This window comes from Stenotrophomonas sp. GW821-FHT02D01 (assembly GCF_059421765.1).
In genome coordinates, this window is sequence record NZ_JBWKVP010000009.1 from 102255 (window position 1) to 123596 (window position 21342).

The 21342-nt window shown below is 68.3% G+C and carries 19 protein-coding genes; 5 read left to right on the forward strand and 14 right to left on the reverse strand.

Annotated elements, in window-relative coordinates; genetic code table 11:
* Positions 1-96 precede the first annotated feature (96 nt).
* From AC07UW_RS16625 to dbpA, 3 genes are all read left to right on the forward strand, one after another.
* Positions 97-1176 carry a YeiH family protein gene (locus tag AC07UW_RS16625; RefSeq protein WP_495212459.1) on the forward strand — a complete coding sequence of 360 codons (1080 nt, stop codon included), beginning with the start codon at positions 97-99 and terminating at the stop codon, positions 1174-1176.
* Between the two features lie 28 nt (positions 1177-1204).
* Positions 1205-1477 carry a hypothetical protein gene (locus tag AC07UW_RS16630; RefSeq protein WP_223494884.1) on the forward strand — a complete coding sequence of 91 codons (273 nt, stop codon included), beginning with the start codon at positions 1205-1207 and terminating at the stop codon, positions 1475-1477.
* Between the two features lie 102 nt (positions 1478-1579).
* Positions 1580-2956 (forward strand): ATP-dependent RNA helicase DbpA, encoded by a 1377-nt coding sequence (dbpA, locus tag AC07UW_RS16635; RefSeq protein WP_495212460.1) that lies wholly within the window; start codon positions 1580-1582, stop codon positions 2954-2956.
* Positions 2957-3034: 78 nt separating this feature from the next.
* Here dbpA and AC07UW_RS16640 read toward each other — a convergent pair whose 3' ends face one another.
* On the reverse strand, positions 3035-3574 hold the full coding sequence (locus tag AC07UW_RS16640; protein WP_223494882.1) for an adenine phosphoribosyltransferase: 540 nt from the start codon (positions 3572-3574) through the stop codon (positions 3035-3037).
* A gap of 300 nt (positions 3575-3874) precedes the next feature.
* Here AC07UW_RS16640 and AC07UW_RS16645 point away from each other — a divergent pair, with 300 nt between their 5' ends.
* Positions 3875-6298 (forward strand): membrane-bound PQQ-dependent dehydrogenase, glucose/quinate/shikimate family, encoded by a 2424-nt coding sequence (locus tag AC07UW_RS16645; protein WP_495212461.1) that lies wholly within the window; start codon positions 3875-3877, stop codon positions 6296-6298.
* A gap of 101 nt (positions 6299-6399) precedes the next feature.
* Positions 6400-7254, forward strand: a complete 855-nt coding sequence (locus tag AC07UW_RS16650) for an IclR family transcriptional regulator domain-containing protein (protein ID WP_093819840.1) — start codon at positions 6400-6402, stop codon at positions 7252-7254.
* A gap of 80 nt (positions 7255-7334) precedes the next feature.
* Here the strand turns inward: AC07UW_RS16650 and pcaC are convergent, their stop codons facing one another.
* The 13 genes from pcaC to AC07UW_RS16715 all read right to left on the reverse strand — a co-directional run bounded on the left by pcaC (position 7335) and on the right by AC07UW_RS16715 (position 21312).
* Complete coding sequence (gene pcaC, locus AC07UW_RS16655; protein ID WP_218789137.1) at positions 7335-7721, reverse strand: 4-carboxymuconolactone decarboxylase; 387 nt, start codon at positions 7719-7721, stop codon at positions 7335-7337.
* A 23-nt stretch (positions 7722-7744) separates the two neighbouring features.
* Complete coding sequence (gene pcaD, locus AC07UW_RS16660; RefSeq protein WP_495212462.1) at positions 7745-8530, reverse strand: 3-oxoadipate enol-lactonase; 786 nt, start codon at positions 8528-8530, stop codon at positions 7745-7747.
* Positions 8531-8555: 25 nt separating this feature from the next.
* Positions 8556-9899 carry a 3-carboxy-cis,cis-muconate cycloisomerase gene (locus AC07UW_RS16665; protein WP_309910773.1) on the reverse strand — a complete coding sequence of 448 codons (1344 nt, stop codon included), beginning with the start codon at positions 9897-9899 and terminating at the stop codon, positions 8556-8558.
* Between the two features lie 90 nt (positions 9900-9989).
* The gene (pcaG, locus tag AC07UW_RS16670; RefSeq protein ID WP_025875085.1) at positions 9990-10553 is read right to left on the reverse strand and encodes a protocatechuate 3,4-dioxygenase subunit alpha; all 564 of its coding nucleotides are present in this window, start codon (positions 10551-10553) and stop codon (positions 9990-9992) included.
* A 4-nt stretch (positions 10554-10557) separates the two neighbouring features.
* Positions 10558-11268, reverse strand: a complete 711-nt coding sequence (pcaH, locus tag AC07UW_RS16675) for a protocatechuate 3,4-dioxygenase subunit beta (protein ID WP_032977592.1) — start codon at positions 11266-11268, stop codon at positions 10558-10560.
* Positions 11269-11336: 68 nt separating this feature from the next.
* Complete coding sequence (gene pcaF, locus AC07UW_RS16680) at positions 11337-12551, reverse strand: 3-oxoadipyl-CoA thiolase (RefSeq protein ID WP_495212463.1); 1215 nt, start codon at positions 12549-12551, stop codon at positions 11337-11339.
* 1 nt (position 12552) lies between these two features.
* Positions 12553-13200, reverse strand: a complete 648-nt coding sequence (locus tag AC07UW_RS16685; RefSeq protein WP_025875091.1) for a 3-oxoacid CoA-transferase subunit B — start codon at positions 13198-13200, stop codon at positions 12553-12555.
* Entirely contained in the window at positions 13197-13877 is a 681-nt protein-coding gene (locus AC07UW_RS16690; protein WP_495212464.1) for a 3-oxoacid CoA-transferase subunit A, read from the reverse strand. Before AC07UW_RS16690 ends, AC07UW_RS16685 begins: the two co-directional genes overlap by 4 nt.
* Positions 13878-14048: 171 nt before the next feature.
* Positions 14049-15368: an MFS transporter gene (locus AC07UW_RS16695; protein ID WP_495212465.1), complete on the reverse strand. Its 1320-nt coding sequence runs from the start codon at positions 15366-15368 to the stop codon at positions 14049-14051.
* Between the two features lie 53 nt (positions 15369-15421).
* On the reverse strand, positions 15422-16273 hold the full coding sequence (aroD, locus tag AC07UW_RS16700; protein WP_495212466.1) for a type I 3-dehydroquinate dehydratase: 852 nt from the start codon (positions 16271-16273) through the stop codon (positions 15422-15424).
* A gap of 35 nt (positions 16274-16308) precedes the next feature.
* Positions 16309-17598: a carbohydrate porin gene (locus AC07UW_RS16705; protein WP_495212467.1), complete on the reverse strand. Its 1290-nt coding sequence runs from the start codon at positions 17596-17598 to the stop codon at positions 16309-16311.
* 22 nt (positions 17599-17620) lie between these two features.
* Positions 17621-19132: a right-handed parallel beta-helix repeat-containing protein gene (locus AC07UW_RS16710; RefSeq protein WP_495212468.1), complete on the reverse strand. Its 1512-nt coding sequence runs from the start codon at positions 19130-19132 to the stop codon at positions 17621-17623.
* 614 nt (positions 19133-19746) lie between these two features.
* Positions 19747-21312 (reverse strand): protein adenylyltransferase SelO, encoded by a 1566-nt coding sequence (locus tag AC07UW_RS16715; RefSeq protein ID WP_428704198.1) that lies wholly within the window; start codon positions 21310-21312, stop codon positions 19747-19749.
* Between the last annotated feature and the right edge of the window lie 30 nt (positions 21313-21342).

The following is a 21342-nucleotide window of genomic DNA, read 5'->3' on the forward strand; positions in this document are numbered from 1 at the left end:
TACCTGCTTTATGGGTAGATTTCAGCGATATTATTCGTTTTACGGGTCGATTAGACAGAGGCAGGCTGTACGCCTCTCTCCCGCATCCCACCCGCCATGAACGCGCCTGCCCTGTCCGCCTGGTCCCTGCCCGCCCTGCGCCAACGCTGGCAACCGCGCCTGCCCGGCCTGCTGCTGGTCGGCCTGGTGGCGGCGGCGTCGCTGTACCTGGCCGAGCTGCCCTGGCTGCAGGCGCATGGCCTGAGTGCGCTGACCGTCGCCATCGTCGCCGGCATCGTGGTCGGCAATACCGTGTACCCGCGACTGGCCCCTGCCAGCGCGGCGGGCGTGGGCTTCTCCAAGCACTGGCTGCTGCGTGCGGGCATCGTGCTGTACGGCCTGCGGCTGACCTTCCAGGACATCGGCCACGTCGGCGTCGCCGGCGTGCTGATGGACGTGCTGGTGGTGGCGAGCACCTTCGGCCTGGCGTGCTGGCTGGGTGTACGGGTGTTCAAGATGGAGCGCGAGGCCGCCATGCTGATCGGTGCCGGCAGCGCGATCTGCGGTGCGGCCGCCGTGATGGCCGCCGAGCCGGTGGTGCGCGGCCGTGCTGCGCAGGTGACGGTAGCGGTATCGACGGTGGTGGTGTTCGGCACGCTGGCCATGTTCCTGTACCCGGCGCTGTATGCGCTGGTGCAGTCGCACGGCTGGCTTGCGATGGACGCGCGGCAGTACGGCCTGTTCACCGGTGCCACCGTGCATGAAGTGGCACAGGTCGTGGCTGCCGGACGTGCGGTGGGCGAGTCAGCCGCCGATACCGCGGTCATCACCAAGATGGTGCGGGTGATGCTGCTGGCACCGTTCCTGATCGCACTTTCCTTGTGGCTGGCGCGTGGTGGCAAGGCAGTGGCGGACGGTGGCAAGGCCCGGATCGTGGTGCCGTGGTTCGCGTTCGGTTTCGTGGCGGTTGCCGGGATCAACTCGCTGCATCTGCTGCCGGCGGATGTGCAGGCCGGGCTGGTGCAGCTGGATACCGTGCTGCTGGCCATGGCGATGGCCGCGCTGGGCCTGACCACCCATGTGTCCGCGCTGCGCCAGGCCGGGTTGAAGCCGCTGCTGCTGGCATCGATCCTGTTCACCTGGTTGCTGGTGGGTGGCCTGGCGATCCACCAGGGTGTGCTGGCGGTTCTGGGCTGAGGGCAACGTGGATCGTTAGACTTGAGGCATGCCAGTCTCCCCCGCCCTGCTGCAGATCCCGCTGCGCCTGCTGGATGATCGATATGGGCGGGGCAATGTCGATGAAGCCGAAGACACGCTGGTCGAGATCGTTCAAGCGGTGATGGGCGCGCAGGCGACCTGCTCGTTCGACGTCGACACGCGGCACGCCAACCCGTGGTTCCACCAGCTGCTGCTGGAGCCCCGGGTCGCTGGAAAACCGGCCAGCCGGGAGCAGTTGCAGGCGATGGCTGCGCGGCTGGTGGCCATCGGGCTGGGCTGAGAAGACGTTCGGCCAAGGTGCCGACCAAGGTCGGCTGCTACCAGGCGCCCCCACAATCGTGAACGACGGCGGGAGCGGGCGCGCGCACAGGTACAATGCGCCATGACTGATTTCTCGACCCTGCCGCTGAGCCCGGCCCTGCAGCCCGGCCTGGATGCCCTCGGCTATACCACCCTCACGCCGATCCAGGCGCAGAGCCTGCCCGCCATCCTTGATGGCCGCGATGTGATCGCCCAGGCCCCGACCGGCAGCGGCAAGACCGCCGCCTTCGGCCTTGGCCTGCTGCAATCCATCGACCCCAGCCTGATCCGCGTGCAGGGGCTGGTGCTGTGCCCCACCCGCGAGCTGGCCGACCAGGTCGCAAAGCAGATCCGCAAGCTGGCTACCGGCATCCCCAACCTGAAGCTGCTGCTGCTGACCGGCGGCACGCCGCTGGGCCCGCAACTGGCATCGCTGGAAAGCCACGATCCGCACGTGGTGGTCGGCACGCCCGGCCGCGTACAGGAACTGGCGCGCAAGCGCGCACTGAATCTGGGCGCCGTGCGCACCCTGGTGCTGGATGAAGCCGACCGCATGCTCGATATGGGCTTCGAGGAACCGATCCGTGAGATCGCCGGCCGTACCCACCGCGATCGCCAGAGCCTGCTGTTCTCGGCAACCTTCCCCGACACCATCCGCGCCATGGCCCGCGACCTGCTGCGCGATGCCGTGGAAGTGACCGTGGAAGGCGCCGACCAGGCCCCGGCCATCCGCCACCTGTTCTGCGAAGTCGAACCGGCACACCGGCAGAAGGCACTGGCCGGCCTGCTGCTGAAGTACACGCCCGAATCGGCCGTGGTCTTCTGCAACACCCGCAAGGACGTGGACGAAGTGGCCAACTCGCTGCAGCAGTTCGGCTTCTCCGCGCTCGCCCTGCATGGCGACATGGAGCAGCGCGACCGCGAGGAAGTGCTGCTGCGCCTGGCCAACCGCAGCTGCAACGTGCTGGTTGCCAGCGATGTCGCCGCACGCGGGCTGGATGTGGAAGAACTGGCCGCGGTGATCAACTACGAGCTGCCGACCGACGTCGAGAGCTACCAGCACCGCGTCGGCCGCACCGGTCGTGCCGGCGCCAGCGGGCTGGCGATCAGCCTGGTGGCCGGACGCGAGAAGACTCGTGCCGACGCCGTTGAAGCCCAGATGGGCCAGCCGTTGGACTGGCAGAAGACGCCGCTGGCGACCTCGCGCCCGGCCGAGCTGCCGCAGGCGGCAATGCGCACGCTGCGGATCGATGGCGGCAAGACCGACAAGCTGCGCGCCGGTGACATCCTCGGCGCACTGACTGGTGACGCGGGCCTGTCGGCCAAGCACATCGGCAAGATCGCGATCTTCCCGACCCGCTCCTACGTGGCGATCGCCCGCGAGCAGGTCAACAAGGCGGTGGCGAAGCTGGAAGCGGGCAAGATCAAGGGCCGTCGTTTCCGCGTGCGGATGATGTAACGGGCAGGACATCCGCCGGGCATGGCCCGGCGCTACCTGCTTGCCGTGGGTAGCGCCGGGCCATGCCCGGCGACGCAATCAGAACACCAGTTCGGTGTGCAGCGGAAGATCCGCTTCCCAGCGGCCACGGCCGCCCAGGCCGTCCAGCTCGACCAGCACGCCGGCGCCGACCACGTCCACGCCCAGGCGGCGCACCAGCGACAACGCAGCCACCAGCGTACCGCCGGTCGCCAGCACGTCGTCGATGATCGCCACGCGCGCACCTGCGGGCAGCGCGTCGGCATGCACTTCAATGCAGTCGCTGCGGTATTCCAGCGTGTATTCCTCGCGCAGCACCTTGCCCGGCAGCTTGCCCGGCTTGCGCACCGGCACGAAGCCCACGCCCAGTTCCAGCGCCATGGCCGCACCGAGGATGAAGCCGCGCGATTCGATGCCGACCACCGCGTCCAGCTTCTGATCGCGCCAGCGATCGGCCATCGCCACGACCGCGCCACGGAAGTCCTCGCTGTGAGCGAGCAGCGGCATGATGTCCTTGAACAGGATGCCCGGCTTCGGGAAATCAGCGATGTCGCGCAGGCGCGAGGCCCAGGCGGGGACGGCCACTGTGGCGTCGGTCATTGCAGCTACCAGCTTGTATGGCGGCATAGGGTAACCGGTTCGCCCCTGCCCTGCCCGTTCCCGGCACCACTGCGCCGCTGCGTTCCACCGATGGCGCCGTGGGGCATCACGCCAAAATCGCACATGCGTGCGATAATCGCCCTAACCGGTCATTCACCCAGCCTGCGTCATAAGCAGGCCGACGCCTGCCCGCCGTCACGGCCCGCAGCCGCCCGGGATGCCGTTGGCCCCCGCCACGCTTGGCGCGCGCGGGGCTTTCCCCGCCTCCGCGCGGGTTTTTCGCAATGAGGTTCATGCAACGTGGACGAGACGACGAGAGTTCCGGCCCTGTGCCGTGTGCTGGTGGTCCTGCTCGGCATCCTGGTGACCCTGTTCGGCCTGGCTCTGCTGGTCGGCGGTGTACGCCTGGTGCAGCTGGGGGGCAGTTGGTATTTCCTGCTGATGGGTGCGGTGTCGGCGGTAGCCGGCGTACTGCTGGCGATGCGCCGGCCGAACGGTGCGCTGCTGTACGGCCTGGCCTTCCTGGCCACGCTGTTGTGGGCGCTGGTGGATGCCGGCTGGAATTTCTGGCCGCTGGTATCGCGGCTGGTGATGCCGGCGGTGCTGGCCCTTCTGGTCGCCCTGGCGTGGCCGGTGCTGCGCCGCAGCCGAGGCCAGGTTGCCGGTCGCGGCGCCTATGGCGTGGCCGCCGTGCTGCTGGTTGGCCTGCTGGGCACTGCGGTGTCGGCGTTCCAGCCGCGCCCGGTACAGACCGCGCAGGGCACGACGCCGCCGGTGGTGCCGGTGGCCAAGGGCGCTGAACAGCGCGACTGGATGCACTGGGGCAACACCACCGCCGGCACCCGCTTTGCCGCGCTGGACCAGATCACCCCGGCCAACGTGAAGGAACTGCAGGTTGCCTGGACGGCGCGCACCGGCGATGTGCCGGAAAGCAACGGTTTCGGTGCCGAGGACCAGAACACCCCGCTGCAGATCGGCGACACCCTGTTCCTGTGCACCCCGCACAACCAGGTGATCGCCATCGATGCCGATTCCGGCAAGCAGCGCTGGGCCTTCGACCCCAAAGCCACCGCGCCGAACTGGCAGCGCTGCCGCGGTCTGGGCTATTTCGACGCAACCACGGCACCGTCTGCTGCAGTTGCAGCCGCTCCGGCACCCGCGCCGCTGCCGGCCACCGAAGCGGCCAGCACGGGCCCGGCGCTGTGCGGGAAGCGCATCCTGATGACCTCCATCGATGCGCGCCTGTTCGCGCTGGATGCGAAGACCGGCGCGCTGTGCCCGGACTTCGGCAGCAACGGCGTGGTCGACCTGAAGGCCGGCATGGGCGAGATCAAGCCGGGCTTCTACACCCTCACCGCCGCACCGTTGGTGGCGGGCGAACTGATCGTGGTCGGTGGCCGCGTGGCCGACAATATCGAAGTGGGTGAGCCGTCCGGCGTGGTGCGTGCCTACAACGTGCGCACCGGCGCACTGGCCTGGGTCTGGGATCTTTCCAGGGAAACCCCGGACGTGCCGCTGGATCCGTCGATCCACTACACGCGCGCCACGCCGAACGTGTGGACCTCGATGGCCTACGACCCGCAGCTGGGCCTGGTCTACCTGCCCACCGGCAACACCACCCCTGACCAGTGGGCCGGCGAGCGCACCCCGCAGGATGACAAGTACAGTTCGGCGGTTGTTGCGCTGGACGTGGCCACCGGCAAGGAGCGCTGGGTCTACCAGACCGTGCACCACGATCTGTGGGACTACGACCTGCCGGCGCAGCCGACCCTGACCGACGTGCCCGACGGCAAGGGCGGCACGCTGCCGGCCCTGCTGCAGATCACCAAGGCCGGGCAGATCTTCATGCTCAACCGCCAGACCGGCGTGCCGATCAGCGAAGTGCGCAACATCCCCGCGCCGCAGGGCAATGCGCAGGGCGAACGCTATGCCGCAACCCAACCGCTGTCGGTGGGCCTGCCGCAGATCGGCGCGCAGACGCTGACCGAGTCGGACATGTGGGGCGCCACCCCGATCGACCAGATGCTGTGCCGCATCCAGTTCAAGCAGTTCCGCTACGACGGCATGTACACGCCGCCGGGCGAAGACCTCGCGCTGCAGTGGCCCGGTTCGCTGGGTGGCATGAACTGGGGCAGCGCCTCGGTCGACCCCACCACCGGCTACCTGTTCGTCAATGACATGCGCCTGGGCCTGTGGACCAAGCTGATCCCGCGCGCGCAGATGACCAGCGGCGACGGTGGCGTGGAAATGGGTGCAGCCTCGCAGACCGGCACGCCGTACGGCTCGCTGCGCGACCGCTTCCTGTCCAAGCTGGGCATTCCCTGCCAGAAACCGCCGTTCGGCACGATGTCGGCGATCAACCTGGCGACCCGCCAGCTGGTCTGGCAGGTGCCGGTGGGCACGGTGAAGGACACCGGGCCGATGGGCATCAAGATGGGCCTGCCGATTCCGATCGGCATGCCGACCCTGGGCGGTTCGCTGGCCACGCAGTCGGGCCTGCTGTTCTTCGCCGGTACGCAGGATTACTACCTTCGCGCCTATGACAGCCGCACCGGCGAGGAAGTGTGGAAGGCCCGCATGCCGGTTGGCAGCCAGGGCACGCCGATGACCTACGTCTCGCCGAAGACCGGTCGCCAGTACGTAGTGATTTCCGCCGGTGGCGCACGCCAGTCACCGGACCGTGGCGACTACGTGATCGCCTACGCGCTGCCCGAGCGCAAGTGACCGGCGCCACGCGGCGCAGCCTCGCAGGCTGCGCCGCGTGGGTACCGGTTGCTGGTTCGAGCCCTTACCATGCGAGGTCGAACCCGATGAAAGCTGCTGCCATGCCTGCCGTTCCTCCCAGCCGTCGACCCAAGCGCCCCCCTGCCCCACCGCAGGATCGTGGCCTGGCCCATGAGCTGATGCAGCAGATCCAGGACAACCAGGGCGATCCGGACTTCATGACGTCGCTCGGCCGCGGCCTGGCCGTGCTGAGCGTGTTCTCGCAGCACCCGCGCGAAGTGACGATGTCGCAGATCAGCAGCGATACCGGCATTTCCCGTGCAGCGGTTCGGCGCGTGCTGTACACGCTGGAAAAGCTCGGCTACGTGGGAGAACAGGGCCGCGGCTACGTGCTGCTGCCGCGCGTGCTGGGCATGGGCGGCGCCTATGTCGCGTCGTCGTCGATGACCGCTGCTGCACAACCGGTGCTGGATGCCCTGCGCGATGCCGTGCACGAATCCTGCTCGCTGGGCGTGCTCGATGGCGATGACATCCTGTACGTGGCGCGCGCGGAAACCGTACGCATCATGTCGATCGGCCTGCGCGCAGGCAGTCGCCTGCCGGCCTACTGCACCTCGATGGGCCGCGTGCTGCTGGCCTCGTTGCCGCGCGACACGCTGGAAGGCTACCTGGAACGCAACCCGCTGCGGCCGCGTACTGAACGCACGGTCACCCGCATGGATGACTTCCTCGACCTGCTGGAAAAGGTGCGCCGCGAAGGCGCGTCGCTGGTCGACCAGGAACTGGAGATCGGCCTGCGCTCGATCGCCGTGCCGGTGCGTTCGCGCAGCGGCGATGTGGTGGCCGCGCTGAACATCGGCACCCAGGCGGGCCGTATCGGCCTGGGCGTGATGCAGACCCAGCTGTTGCCGCGCCTGCGCGAGGCCGCACAGCGGCTGGGGACGTTGTTGAATTGAGGTGCAGCCGCCGGGCATGGCCCGGCGCTACCGGGGCCGCGCGCTGGTAGCGCCGGGCCATGCCCGGCGGATGTTCGGCGTCAGCGCTCTGCGGACTGCTCTTCCAGGATCGGCTTGGCCAGCGCGAACGCATGGTTGGCCGCGGGCACGCCACAGTAGATCGCGGCCTGCAGCAGCGCTTCCTTGATCTCCTCCGGCGTCACGCCGTTGTTGCGGGCGGCACGGATATGCAGCTTGAACTCCTCGTCATGGCCCAGCGCCACCATCATCACGATGGTCAGCAGCGAGCGCGTATGCCGCGGCAGGCCCTCGCGCGTCCACACCGTGCCCCACGCCGTGCGCGTGATGAATTCCTGGAATTCGGTGGTGAACTCGGTGCGCGCCTGCAGCGAGCGTTCGACGTGTGCCTCACCCAGTACCTGGCGGCGCACCGCAAGGCCGGCTTCGTAACGTTCCTGTTCGTCCATCGTGGTCTACCTGTTGTGCGGGATCAGTGCTGCGCCGAAAGATGCGCGGTCAGTGCGGAGGTGAACGCCTGCGGTGATTCCAGGTTGCAGATGTGGCGGCCCGGCACGGCGGCATGGTGGCCATGGGCCACGCCGTCGGCGATTGCCTGCAGCTCGGCCGGAGCGCACACCGGGTCGTCATTTCCGGCAATGGCCAGCAGCGGCACGCCAATGCGGCCCAGCGCATCACGGAAGTCGGCCGTGCCCACGGCGTTGCAGCAGCCGGCATAGCCAGCCACGCTGGTGGCGAGGAAGCGCTGCAGGATGTCTTCCACCTGGCTGGCATGGGTCTGCGCGAAAGCGGCGGTGAACCAGCGTTCGCGGGTGCCATCGACCAGCGGCAACAGGCCATCGTGCCGGACCTGGGCGATGCGCGCCTGCCAGCCGTCCAGCGTGCCGATCTTCGCTGCGGTGGCAGCCACCGTGAGCGTGCGCAGGCGATTGCCAGCATGCACGCCCAGCCACTGCCCGGTCAGGCCACCGATCGACAGCCCGCAGAAATGGCTGCGCGCGATGCCGAGGTGGTCCCACAGGGCCAGCACATCAGCGCCCAGTTCGGCCACGCTGTACAGCCCCGGCGGCGTGCTGGACTGGCCATGGCCGCGACGGTCATAGCGCAGGATGCGGTACTGCGAGGCGAGTGCATCCACCTGCGGCTGCCACATGCCCAGGTCGGTACCCAGCGAATTGCAGAAGGTCAGCCACGGCCCGTCGGCGCGGCCCTCGGTCTGGTAGTGCAGGCGATGCTGCGGAAGGTCGAGGAATGGCATGCGTGCTCCAGCGTTGAACGTAGGATCAGCCGCGCGCGAGCACGCGGTCGATCCAGGTATCGGCCATGCCGCGCCAGCTGTCTGCGGCGAACAGGGCATCCAGTTGTGCGGCGGAAAGCTGCGCGGTGACTTCGGGCATCTGCCCCAGCACCACGCGCAGGTGCTGCGATTGCGCAAGCGCCTGCCTGGCCGCTTGTTCCACCAGGGCATGCGCGGCGGGCTTGCCGATGCGCTCGCCCAGGGTGACCGCAACGGCTTCGGCGTAAAGCAGGCCGCCGTGACTGTCCAGGTGCCGGCGCATGCGCTCGCGGTCCAGCTGCAGGCCCTGCACCACCACATCCACCTGGGCCAGGCTGCCCGCACACAGACGCACGATCTCCGGCACGGTGTCCCATTCGGCGTGCCATTGGCCTGCTGCGCGCTCGTGCGGCTGCGGCATGGCAGTGAGCAGCGTGGACAGCAGGCCCGGCACGCGTGTGGCGGCGGCAATGGCGGCCACGCAACCCACCGGATTGCGCTTGTGCGGCATTGCCGAGGAACCGCCCTTGCCCTCGCCCGCCGGCTCGAAGGCTTCGGCCACCTCGGACTGCATCAGCAGCACGATGTCGGTGGCGATCTTGCCGAGGCTGCCGGTCAGCAGTGCGAACACGCTGCCGAACTCGGCAATGCGGTCACGCGCGGTGTGCCAGGGCAACGCCGGCAGCGGCAACTGCAGCTCGGCAGCCAGGGCTTCGGCCACGTCCAGCCCGCGCGTCTGCAGCGAGGCCAGGGTGCCGGCGGCACCGCCGAACTGCAGCACCAGCGTGTCTGCGGCCAACGCATCCAGCCTGCGCTGGCTGCGCTGCAGGGCGTCGAGCCAACCGGCCGCCTTCAGGCCGAAGGTCACCGGCACTGCTTGTTGCAGCAGCGTGCGTCCGGGCAGCCCGGTGCCGCGCTCGGCCTCGGCCAGCCGCGCCAGCGCCATGCACAGCACGCGCAGCCGCGCCTGCACCTGGCTGACTGCCGCGCGCAGCTGCAGCACCGCGCCGGTATCGATGATGTCCTGGCTGGTGGCGCCCCAGTGCACCCAGCGCGCGGCCTCGGCATCGTTCGCCTTGACCTGCGCGGTGAGTGCCTTGACCAGTGGAATGGCCGGATTGCCAGCCAGTGCGGTGGCTGCCGACAGCGCCGGCAACGAATACAGATCGGCGCTGCAGGCCGCTTCGATCGGTGCCAGCGCGGCTGCGGGAATCACCCCGCACTGCACCTGCGCGCGCGCCAGAGCGCGTTCGACATCGAGCATCGCCTGCAGGCGTGCTTCATCGCGGAACACGGCGTCGACGGCGGGGTCGCCGAACAGACCGCCCAGCAGCGTTGGGAAGTGGCTCATCGGTGCAGTCCATCCTGGGTAATCACAGCTTACCCGCGCCCGCCGCACGCGGGCGTGGAGTGGCCGGAAGGCGCGTCGGGCGCGCCGCGATCAGTATGCGAAGAACACCGTCTCGTCCGGGCCCTGCATGCGCACGTCCCAGTGGTACAGGCCCTTGCCCTGCGCCTGTGCGACCAGGGTGTGGCGGCGTTCGGCCGGCACCAGCGCGAGGATGCCGTCCTCGGCGTTGCTGGCTTCGTCACTGAAGTAGATGCGTGCACGGGTGGCCTGCAGCAGGCCGCGCATGAACACCAGCACCACCAGGTGCGGCGCCTGCGGCTCGCCACGCAGGCCCGGCACGCGGCCCGGCTTGACGGTGGTGAAGGCGAAGCGGCCCTGGTCGTCGGTGGGCACGCGGCCCCAGCCGTCGAAGGCCGGGTCGTGGTCGTCCCGGCGCGGGTCTTCGCCATGGGCATAGATGCCCTGCGCGTCGGCCTGCCAGATTTCCAGCACGGCATCGGACACCGGCACGCCATTGCCATCGAACACCTGGCCCTGCACTTCCACGCGCTCACCCTGCGCGGTGGCCGGGGCGATGTCGGTGCGGTACAGCGGTTCAAGGCCCAGGCGGTAGTACGGGCCCACGGTCTGCCATGGAGTGGATTGGAAACTCATGGTGTTACTCCCAGACGGTCATCTTGCGACCGCGCAGCACGATGTCGAAACGGTAGCCCAGCGCGAATTCGTTGGCAGTGTTTTCCCAATCGAACGAGGACACCATGCGCTCCCGCGCCTTGGCGTCGTCCACGCAGTTGTAGATCGGATCGAACGCCAGCAGCGGATCATTGGGGAAATACATCTGCGTGACCAGGCGCTGGCCGATGCCTTCGCCATGCAGCGAGAAGTGGATGTGTGCCGGGCGCCAGGCGTTGTAGTGATTGCGCCACGGATACGCGCCCGGTTTGATGGTGGTGAAGCGGTAGCGGCCTTCGCTGTCGGTCAGCACCTGGCCGGTGCCCTTGAAGTTCGGATCCAGCGGCGCGTCGTGCTGGTCGCCCTTGTGCAGGTAACGGCCGGCGGCGTTGCACTGCCATACCTCCACCACGGTGTTGCGCACCGGGCGACCGTTCTCGTCCAGCACGCGGCCGCTGACGATGATGCGCTCACCCTGCGGCTGGCCTGGGAAGCCGGCAGTCAGGTCGGCGGCATGCTCACCGAGGGTGATGCGGTTGATGCTCGGGCCGGTCACTTCCGAGAGCGTCACCGGGATCGCGATCGGGTCGGTTCCCGGGCCGCGCAGCGCGGTGGAGGCGTACGGCAGGTGGATGCGCGGCGGCTGGCTGCCGGGGTACGGCTTGCGGTAGCCGCGCAGTGGGGTGGGATCGCTCATGGCGTACTCCTGTTGGCGAGCGGCCCGGAAGCCGCAGCTGTCTTGAGATTACGGAATCAGGGGATGGTTCACACGCGCTCGATGGCCAGGGCCACGCCCTGCCCCACGCCGATGCACATCGTGGCCAGGCCACGGCGGCCACCGCTGGCCTCCAGCTGGCGCAGCAGGGTCAGCGCCAGGCGCGCGCCGCTCATGCCCAGCGGGTGGCCCAGCGCGATGGCACCGCCGTTGGGGTTCACCTGCACGGCATCGTCGGCCAGGCCCAGCTGGCGCATGCAGGCCAGCCCCTGCGAGGCGAAGGCCTCGTTCAGTTCGATGGCATCGAAATCGTCGATGGCCAGGCCCAGCCGTGCCATCAGCTTCTGGCTGGCCGGCACCGGGCCCATGCCCATGATCGCCGGCTCCACGCCGGCACTGGCAAAGCCGAGGATGCGCGCGCGCGGGGTCAGGTCCAGCGCCTGCACCTGCGCACCGGAGGCCAGCAGCAGCGCGGCGGCACCATCGTTGATGCCCGAGGCGTTGCCGGCGGTCACCGTGCCCGGCTGGCGGAACAGCGGCTTCAGCTTGGCCAGTGCTTCGGCGGTGGTATCGCCGCGCGGGTGTTCATCGCGGTCGACGGTCACGATTTCGCCGCGTTTGCGGCCCGGTACGTCCACCGCCACGATCTCGCCGTCGAAGAAGCCGCGCGCCTGCGCGGCGGCCGTTCGCTGCTGGCTGCGCAGGGCGAACGCATCCTGGTCCTCGCGGCTGACGCCGTAGCGCTCAGCCACGTTCTCGGCGGTCTGGCCCATGGTCTCCACGCCGTGCAGTTCACGCAGGCGCGGGTTGATGAAGCGCCAGCCCATGGTGGTGTCTTCGATCTGCTGGTCACGGGCAAACGGCGAGGTTGCCTTGCCCATCACGAACGGCGCGCGCGACATCGATTCGACGCCGCCGGCAATGGCCAGGCCGAGCTCGCCGGCAGCAATGCCACGGGCCACGGTGCCGATCGCATCCAGGCCCGAACCGCACAGGCGGTTGATCGTGCTGCCCGGCACGCTCACCGGCAGGCCGGCCAGCAGCAGGCTCATGCGGGCAACGTTGCGGTTGTCCTCGCCGGCCTGGTTGGCGCAGCCCAGGTAGACATCCTCCACCAGCGCCGGGTCCAGCTGCGGGTGGCGCGCCAGCAGTGCCTTCAGCGGAATCGCGCCGAGGTCGTCGGCGCGCACACCGGACAACGCGCCGCCGTAGCGGCCGATGGGGGTGCGGATGCCATCGACGATATAGGTCTCGTGCAGGGGCATATCAGGCTCCCTCGGCCAGTGCCAGCGGCAGGCCGGTCAGTTCACGCAGCTGATCGATGTCCACGCCCTCGACCATTTCCAGCACGGTCGCGCCGTCGGCGCCGAGGTCGAACACCGCCACATCGGTATACACGCGCGACACGCAGCGCAGGCCGGTCAGCGGATAGCTGCATTCGGCGACCAACTTGCTTTCACCCTGTTTGGTGAACAGGTCCATCATCACAAAGACCTGCTTGGCCCCGATGGCCAGGTCCATTGCACCGCCCACGGCGGGAATCGCATCGGAGGCGCCGGTGCTCCAGTTGGCCAGGTCACCGTGTGCCGAGACCTGGAAGGCACCGAGCACGCAGATGTCGAGGTGGCCGCCACGCATCATCGCGAACGAGTCGGCGTGGTGGAAATAGCAGCCACCGGTCAGCAGGGTAACCGGCTGCTTGCCGGCATTGATCAGGTCCGGGTCTTCCTGGCCGGGCGCCGGCGCCGGGCCCATGCCCAGCAGGCCGTTTTCCGACTGCAGCAGTATCTCCTTGTCCGCCGGCAGGAAGTTGGCCACCGTGGTCGGCAGGCCGATGCCCAGGTTGACGTAGGCCCCTTCGGGAATATCGCGCGCCACGCGCGCGGCCATCTGTTCGCGGCTGAGCTTGTTCATGCCTGCACTCCTTCTGCGGCCACCGGCACCACGCGCTGCACGAAGATGCCGGGGGTCACCACGGCCTCCGGGTCCAGTTCGCCCAGCGGCACCACCTCACGCACCTGCACGATGGTGCAGCGTGCGGCCATCGCCATCAGCGGGCCGAAGTTGCGTGCAGTCCGGCGATACACCAGGTTGCCCCAGCGATCGCCGCGGTCGGCCTTGATCAGCGCGAAATCGGCATGCAGCGGGTACTCGAGCACGTAGTGGCGACCGTCGATCTCGCGCGTTTCCTTGCCCAGGGCCAGCTCGGTGCCATAGCCGGTGGGCGTGAAGACCGCGCCCAGCCCGGAACCGGCCGCATGGATGCGCGCGGCCAGGTTGCCCTGCGGCACCAGCTCCAGTTCGATCTCGCCGGCGCGGTAGGCCGCGTCGAAGTGCTGCGAATCGGCCTGGCGCGGGAAGGAGCAGACGATCCGGCGCACGCGCTTGTGCTTGATCAGCGCAGCCAGGCCGGTATCGCCGTTGCCGGCGTTGTTGTTGATGATGGTCAGCTCGCGCGCACCCTGTGCAATGAGCGCATCGATCAGCTCGTCGGGCATGCCGGCAGTGCCAAAGCCGCCGATCATCACGGTCGCGCCATCATGGATATCGGCCACCGCTGCTTCCACGCTGGCTACGCTCTTGTCGATCACTGCATTGCTCCTTGCCCCGCCTGCCGAGGGTCATCACCGCCACGCTGCAGGGCCACTGCGAAGGGAAAACATGACCCGGACATGGTCGCCATGGCACGCCGCCCGGTCAATGCGATATTCGGCCATTCGATTCGATAATCGCACATTGAGTGACGTGCTCCGGTCATCGGTTCAACGCCGGTTCTGACCCACGCCCACGCGCAGGCCGAGGCACGCCCATGCCGCCAGCAGCAGCGGCGCAGCGCACAGCACGTACAACGAGGACGGCTGCCAGCCACCATCGACCAGAACACCCACGGTGAGCGGCGAGAGGATCGCGCCGACCCGGCCGATGCCGATGGCCCAGCCCAGGCCGGTGGTCCGCACTTCGGCGGCGAACACCACCGGCGCGGCCGCATACAGGCCGGCCATCGCTGCGAACAGTGCCGCACCGATCACGAAGGCCAGCGGGAAGGCCACGCCCAGCTGCGTGCTGAAGGCCGCAAAGCCCAGCATCGAGACCATCGCCAGCAGCAGCGCGCCGGCCGTCAGCCTGGACAGCGACCAGCGCGAGGCCAGCCAGCCGAACAGGCTGCCGCCAACGATGCCACCCAGGTTCAACAGCACGCCACCGGTGATGCCCTGCTGCGCCGACACGCCGGCCGAGACCAGCAGCTTCGGCGTCCAGCTCAGCACGAAATAGAACGCGAACATGTGCAGGAAGAACGCCAGTGCGATCAGCAGCGCGACGCGGCGCAGGTCACCCACGAACAGCGCGGCATAGCCCTGGCGATGGCCGTCGCGCACCGGCGCTGGCGGCAGCGCCTGCAGCTCTGGCATGCGCATGCGCGAGAGCAGCGCGTTCAAGCGTGGCAAGGCATTGGCCGGGCGGCGCGCGACCAGGAAATCCAGCGATTCGGGCAGGCATTTGAGCACCAGCGGAATGCACAGCAGCGATGCCGCTGCGCCGACCAGGAAAACGCTGTGCCAGGCCCAGTGCTCCAGCATCCACGCAGCCAGCAGACCGCCAGCGGTCGCACCGATCGGGTAGCCGGTGGCCTGCAGCGCGACAGCGGTGCTGCGCCACTTGGCGTTGGCGTACTCGGCGGTGATCACCCCCACACCGGCCAGCATGCCGCCGATGCCGATGCCGGTGTACACGCGCAGCGCACCCAGCTGCCAGGCGTCGGCGGCCAGCGCGGACAGCGCCATGCCACTGGTGAGGATCAGCAGGCAGCAGACGATCATCGGCCGCCGCCCCCAGCGGTCGGCCAGCGGTGCCAGCAGGAACGAACCCAGCGCCATGCCGACCAGCCCGGCACTGAGCATCAGCCCCAATACCTTGCCCGACAGCGCCCAGTCCGCCGAAACATGCGGCGCGGTGAAGGCCATGACCATCACATCGAAGCCATCAAGCATGTTCAACAGCACGCAGATGGCGATGGCGGTCCACTGGAAGGGACTCATCCGTTCAAGGACAAGCGACGGTGCGGCGGCGGAGGCGTGGCTCATGGTGCGGTTTCCTGCAACAGCGTGGTGCGGTGGAACGTCCGGCGGGGAAGGTCTCAGTGACCGGCCTGGCTGGATGCATGGATGACCTGCAGGACGTCCTGGAGGCGCTCAACCTCGACCTGGCCTGGCGCCGACTGGGTGCCGATCATGCCGAAGGTCAGGGCCTGGCCGAAGGTTTCGCCGGCCAGGCGCGAAACCACGCCGGTGCCGCCCATCGACATGGTCAGCAGCGGCTTGTCGCTCTGCTGGCGCACCTGCCAGGTGGCATCGAGCAAGGCCAGCACATCGCCAGCGTCGCGCGGCATCACCGCGATCTTCAGCACGTCCGCGCCCAGGGCCTGCTGCTTGAGCAGGCGTGCGACGATTTCCTCGCGCGGTGGCGTGGCGTGGAAGTCATGGCTGGACATCACCACTTTCACGCCAGCCTTGTGGGCCTGCGCCACCAGCGCCTGCACCACCTTCGGATCGCGGAACATCTCCACGTCGATCAGCTGGGCGACACCACCGCTCAGCAGCGCAGCGTAGAGCTTGCCGTAGTCGGCATCGCTGATCGGCTTGGCGCCCCCTTCGGCCTTCGTGCGGAAGGTCACGATGGCCGGCTTGCCCCCCAGCGTGGCCTGGATGCGCTTGCCCAGCGCGACCAGCGCCTTGCCATCGGTGGCGATGTCCAGGTAGTCGATGCGCCACTCGGCGATGTCGGTGGATCTGCTGGCGGCGATCGCCGCGGCCTGCTGCAGAGCGACATCCGCGGTGGCACCGGTAATCGGTACGATGGTGCGCGGGCTGCCCTCGCCGATGCGTAGTTGGCCGACCTGCAGCACCGCCGGTGGCGGCGCGGCCAGGGCCAGCAAGGGGGAGGAGGCGAGCACGCCGGCGAGGACAACGGAAGCGAGCGGAGTTTTCATCGCAGTCACCACAGCATGGAAGGAGCGCGCGGCCATCAGAAGGTCACCTTGGCCTGGACACCCACGGCCCAGGCGTTGCCGGTACCGCTGTAATTGAACGTGCCCGGGTTGACGATGTACTGCACGTCCGGGCGGATCATCAGCCAGGGGTTCACCTGGAAGCTGTAGGACAGCTCGAACAGCTCCTCGGCCTGGCTGAGGTTGTACAGCGGCGAATCGGTGGGCACGCCCCCGGCGGCCAACGTGGCGCGCCGCGCATCGACCAGGCGGTGGTTGATGTCAGCGCCGACGTAGCCCAGCGCGATGCTGTCCTGCGCACGCGCGCCGATGCCCTGGTAGACGCCGCCCAGCGCGTACCAGCGCTTGATCTGCGCGGTATCGGTGTCGGACACCATGTACTGCGCGAAGGCGGTCAGGCCGCGGCTCGGGTCGGCCGATTCCTGGGTCAGGCGCTGTTCGGCCAGCACGTAGGCGCCGTGCCGGCCGGTGGTCGGCGAGGTATCCAGGCCGCGCCTGTCCACGCGCGACGTATCGTAGTAGCCACCGAACTTGTAGACGCCGGCGTAGCGGCTGCCCTTGGCCGGCGTCCAGGTCACCTCCACCGGAAACAGCGAGCCGGTGGTGCCCGAAACGAACGGACGGAATGCGTTGCGTTCGATGTTGCCGCCCAGGTTCGGGTTGACCTGGAACCAACCCGTGCGCACGTTCACCGCCGGGCTGATCTGCTGGGCGAACTCACCGCCCCAGCGTGCCATCGGATAGTTGTACCAACCGCTGTTGCCGGACATCGCCAGAGGATGGGCGCAGAATGCGGCGTTGACGAAGTGGGTCAGCAGGCTGTGCAGGCCGAACTGGTTGCCCATCGCGTAGTACCCCAGCTTGTAGTACGACCGGCCCGCATTGAAGGTCTGGTCGTAGCTCAGCTCGGTCAGCCGCGTGTACTGGCCGCCATACGCCTCCTGGATCGGGAAGCGGTTGCCGACGAAGTCCACCGAGGTGCTGCGGCCACGACGATCGTTGAGGGTGAAGTGGAACGCACCGCCGTCCCAGCCGGCCAGCTTGCCCATGTCCAGGTCCACGCCCACCCGCACCTGCTGCGCATAGCGCGCGCCGGTTTCGCCGTAGCCACCATCGACCACGCCCATGGCCTCGCCCACGTAGTCGCCGCGGAAGGCAACGCCGCGCTCGAACAGATCGGTGCGGCTACCGCCCCAGTCGCCGGTAAGCGTCTTGCCTTCGTAGCGGTTGCTGGACTGCGCGCTGGCCACGGCTGGCAGCAGCAGGGCGGCCAGCAGGCCCAAGGAAACAGGTTTTGCAGGATTCATGATCGCGGTCTCGTGGAGGTGATCAGCGCAGCGACAGCGGCGCACTCAGCGGGGAGGTGGCGCCCTGCGCCGAGGTAACCGTGGCGGTCAGGCTGCCGGCAGCGGCAGCGTCGGTCGCTGCACCGAGCGGGAAGGTGAAGCTGCCCTGCCCCTGCGCGTCGGTACGTGCTTCCACACTGCCCAGCACCCACTCGGCCTCGTTGCCGGTGGCGGCCCGGTTGCCGAACACTTCCACCTGGTAGCGGGCATCAGGCACGCCCTGGAAACGACCGCTCAGCTGGCGCTGCGCACCCTTGCCCTGCACTGCGGTCAGCTGCGGCGCGGCCTGGCCGAGGTTCGGCAGCGGCTGGCAGCCGGCCTGGCCGGCAGCGGTGCAGATGCGCGCACGCTTGGACGCATCGTTGTCCACGCCACGGCCACGGGAGCCGACGAAGCTGGCGTGCTCCAGGCCCGGCACACCAAACACGATGGCGCCACGCGGCTGGCTCTTCACACAGGCGCCGCCGGCTTCGCAGCGCTCGATCGGCAGGCCGTTGCCGTAGATGCGGTTGCCGGTGAAGCGGTTCGGCGCACTGACCGGCTGCGGGCGCACGCCGATGCCGATGCCATTGCCGGTGATGGTGTTGCCGTCGACCACGTTGCCGCTGCCGGTGATGCTCAGGCCCAGCGAATTGCCGGTGAAGGTGTTTGCCGCGATGTAGTTGCGGTTGCCCCAGTTGATCTGCAGGCCATCGGAGTAATCGACGAAGCGGTTGTGGACCACGCTGTTGTCGTTGCCCCACAGGATCTCGATGCCCTGCGAGGGTTCCGGGTTGGCCCTGGTGGATTGGAACAGGTTGTCGGCCACCAGGTTCCAGGCCGCGCCGCGGGTCAACTCCAGGCCGTCGCCGTTATCGAGGAATACGTTGCGCACGATGCGGTTGTGCACGGTGGTGGTGGCGGTGGACTGGCCCTTGCCGTCATCACCGGTGAGCATGATGCCGGCACCGCCCTTGTTGGCGACGATGCGGTTGTCATGGATCTCGTTGTGGCTGGAGCGGTTGACCAGCACGCCGATGCAGAAATTGCGGATCTCCAGGCCGGTCAGCTCCACGCCCTGGGTATCGCGCAGGACCAGGCCCGGCAGCGTGGTGGTGCGCACGTTGGTGCCGGACTGGCCCGGCTCGGCGCCTGGGCAGGCATCGGTACCGGTGCCGGTGACGTAGGCCGAGCCATCGATGGCGACGTACTGGCCATCGCGTTCCCAGGACGTGCCGATGATCTGCACCGGCCCCTTGATCTCCGGCAGCGGCGTGGCCGGCGTGATGATGTAAGGCGCAGCGCCAACGGCCGCGATCTCGATGCGGTAGCGACCCGGCGCCGCATTGGCAGTGGTGATCGCCCAGCGCAGCGAGCCGGCGTTGGCGTCGTCGGCGTAGCGGTCCACGCGCAGCACCTGCAGTGCCTCGCGCGGCGGTTCGGCCTGGTAGGCCAGCGCCAGCGACGGCAGCACGGCAAGCAGGGACAGGGAAACAATGGACAGACGACGGCGCATGCGATCACTCCGCGCAGAGGAAGGAAAATCCGGCGGCCTTCCCCCTGCACCTGGCATCAGCACCGGACCGGCTGCTGCCCTCGCCCCGCCAGGGGTGGATCGCTTGGACTGCTATGAAACTGCGGAAATGAAAGTAGGTTTATCGCACTGCACCATTCAAGTGCGGTAATCGACTGCGTGTGCGAATATCGCACTGAATGGGTACTACCATCGTTGTAGGCGAGGTGTTTGCAGGGCTTGCAGCCCTGCACCTGCCTGGAGCCAGAGCAACAGATCTCGAAACAGATCGGGGTCAGATCCGGCAGATCGCGGCCAACTGTCGAAGGCGGGGCACTGTGGGTTTGCGGGGTGTGAGCCGCATGGATGCGGCGACCAAGCCCCCATGGGTGAGGGCGCTTTGCTGGCGAGGCACTGCTTCGTAAGCGCCCGAACGCACAGCCGCCAGCGGCTGGGCCGGTCTGGGGATTCACGGCGCCCCCGCAAACCCGCAGTGCCCTGCCATCCCTCGGAATCCCGACGTTGCTGTTGCTGTTGCTGTTGCTGCTGCTGCTGAGGTTGCCGACCAGCGGCCGGCACTACAGCGGGTGCAGGGCGCAGCCCTGCAAAGGAAAACCCTACGAACTGCAGGACAGCATCGAACAGCCTGCGCGGTCGTCAGCCCACGCCGGCCGCTTGCCGGCGTAATGCTCCAGTCCCGGGCGTTCGGTGTACGGATCACGCAGTACGTCCTGCAGGGCATGCACACCGCCCAGGTCGCCCTGCTCGGCGCGGTCGATCGCTTCCTGTGCCAGCCAGTTGCGCAGCACATACAGTGGACTGGCCGCGCCCATCTTCGCGACACGCTCGGCTGCCGGCAGCGGATCGGCACGCAGCCGCGCCGCGTACTCCTGCAACCACTGCTGCAGAGGTTCCTGCACCGCGTGCTGGCGCTCGGCGTCGTAGAAGACCTCGGCCAATACGCTTGCATCGGGTGCGTTGGCATCAATGCGCATCAACGCACGCCATGCCAGGGTCATGTCCATGCCGCCGTCCTGCATCAGCTGCTGCCAGCGCTGGTAAAGCTGCAGATCGGCATCGTCGGCCGCGGCCAGCCCCAGCTTGGCCGCAACATCGCGGCGGGTGCAGGCGACAAAGGTCGCCTGGTAAGCGGCCAGCCCTGCCTGCAGCGGCTGCACGTCGGCGAACAACGGCGACAGCGCCTGCGCAAGCCGGTTGAGATTCCAGTACGCCACCTGCGGCTGGGTGCCGAAACGATAGCGGCGTCCCTGCGCATCGGTGGTGTTCGGGGTCCAGTCCGGATCGAAGTCTTCGACCCAGCCATAGGGGCCATAGTCGAGGGTCACGCCGAGCACCGAGAGGTTGTCGGTGTTCATCACCCCATGCACGAAACCGACGCGCATCCAGTGCGCGATCATCTCTGCGGTACGCACGGCGATCTGTGCGAACCAGTCGCCATACAGCGCTTCGCCCTGCCCCGTCAGTTCCGGGAAATCGCGGGCGATGCACGCCTCGACCAGTTGCTTCAGCAGTGCGGTCTCGCCACGTGAAGCAGGCAGTTCAAACGAACCGAAACGCAGGAACGAGGGCGATACCCGGCAGACGATCGCGCCAGGTTCCGCGCGCGGATGACCGTCGTAGAACATGTCGCGCACCACGTCTTCGCCGGTGCCGACCAGCGACAGGGCGCGCGTGGTCGGCACACCCAGGTGATGCATGGCCTCGCTGCACAGGAATTCACGGATCGACGAGCGCAGCACCGCACGGCCGTCGGCGCCGCGCGAATACGGCGTCGGCCCGGCACCCTTCAGCTGAAGCTCCCAGTGCCGGCCATCGGGGGCGATCACCTCGCCCAGCGAGATGGCGCGGCCATCACCGAGCTGACCGGCCCAATGGCCGAACTGATGGCCCCCATAGTTGGCCGCCCACGGCTGCATGCCCGCATACAACGCGTTGCCGCCGAACACCTCGGCGAAGCCTTCGTCATCGACCTGCGCAGGATCGAACCCCAGCATCCCGGCAACCTCCGGCGACCACGCCAGCAGCACCGGCGCTGCGACAGGCGTCGGCATCACCGACGACCAGGCCGCACCCAGCACTTCGCGCCGGCGCGGACCGGACTCGGGATCGCCCGGCAGCAGATTCAGCAGGCGGTTGTCGAACTGGGGGGCAGTGGTATCCATGGGCAAAGCATGGGGGCGGCGACGGCCATC

Bases quoted from the DNA above. Each gene is read 5' to 3' on its own strand.
- AC07UW_RS16650 (WP_093819840.1), top strand. From the start codon at position 6,400: ATGCCTGCCGTTCCTCCCAGCCGTCGACCCAAGCGCCCCCCTGCCCCA.
- pcaG (WP_025875085.1), bottom strand. From the start codon at position 10,553: ATGAGTTTCCAATCCACTCCATGGCAGACCGTGGGCCCGTACTACCGC.
- AC07UW_RS16695 (WP_495212465.1), bottom strand. From the start codon at position 15,368: ATGAGCCACGCCTCCGCCGCCGCACCGTCGCTTGTCCTTGAACGGATG.
- AC07UW_RS16705 (WP_495212467.1), bottom strand. From the start codon at position 17,598: ATGAATCCTGCAAAACCTGTTTCCTTGGGCCTGCTGGCCGCCCTGCTG.
- AC07UW_RS16685 (WP_025875091.1), bottom strand. From the start codon at position 13,200: ATGAACAAGCTCAGCCGCGAACAGATGGCCGCGCGCGTGGCGCGCGAT.
- AC07UW_RS16665 (WP_309910773.1), bottom strand. From the start codon at position 9,899: ATGAGCCACTTCCCAACGCTGCTGGGCGGTCTGTTCGGCGACCCCGCC.
- pcaD (WP_495212462.1), bottom strand. From the start codon at position 8,530: ATGCCATTCCTCGACCTTCCGCAGCATCGCCTGCACTACCAGACCGAG.
- AC07UW_RS16710 (WP_495212468.1), bottom strand. From the start codon at position 19,132: ATGCGCCGTCGTCTGTCCATTGTTTCCCTGTCCCTGCTTGCCGTGCTG.
- AC07UW_RS16715 (WP_428704198.1), bottom strand. From the start codon at position 21,312: ATGGATACCACTGCCCCCCAGTTCGACAACCGCCTGCTGAATCTGCTG.
- AC07UW_RS16630 (WP_223494884.1), top strand. From the start codon at position 1,205: ATGCCAGTCTCCCCCGCCCTGCTGCAGATCCCGCTGCGCCTGCTGGAT.
- pcaF (WP_495212463.1), bottom strand. From the start codon at position 12,551: ATGCCCCTGCACGAGACCTATATCGTCGATGGCATCCGCACCCCCATC.
- pcaH (WP_032977592.1), bottom strand. From the start codon at position 11,268: ATGAGCGATCCCACCCCACTGCGCGGCTACCGCAAGCCGTACCCCGGC.
- AC07UW_RS16625 (WP_495212459.1), top strand. From the start codon at position 97: ATGAACGCGCCTGCCCTGTCCGCCTGGTCCCTGCCCGCCCTGCGCCAA.
- pcaC (WP_218789137.1), bottom strand. From the start codon at position 7,721: ATGGACGAACAGGAACGTTACGAAGCCGGCCTTGCGGTGCGCCGCCAG.
- dbpA (WP_495212460.1), top strand. From the start codon at position 1,580: ATGACTGATTTCTCGACCCTGCCGCTGAGCCCGGCCCTGCAGCCCGGC.
- aroD (WP_495212466.1), bottom strand. From the start codon at position 16,273: ATGAAAACTCCGCTCGCTTCCGTTGTCCTCGCCGGCGTGCTCGCCTCC.
- AC07UW_RS16640 (WP_223494882.1), bottom strand. From the start codon at position 3,574: ATGACCGACGCCACAGTGGCCGTCCCCGCCTGGGCCTCGCGCCTGCGC.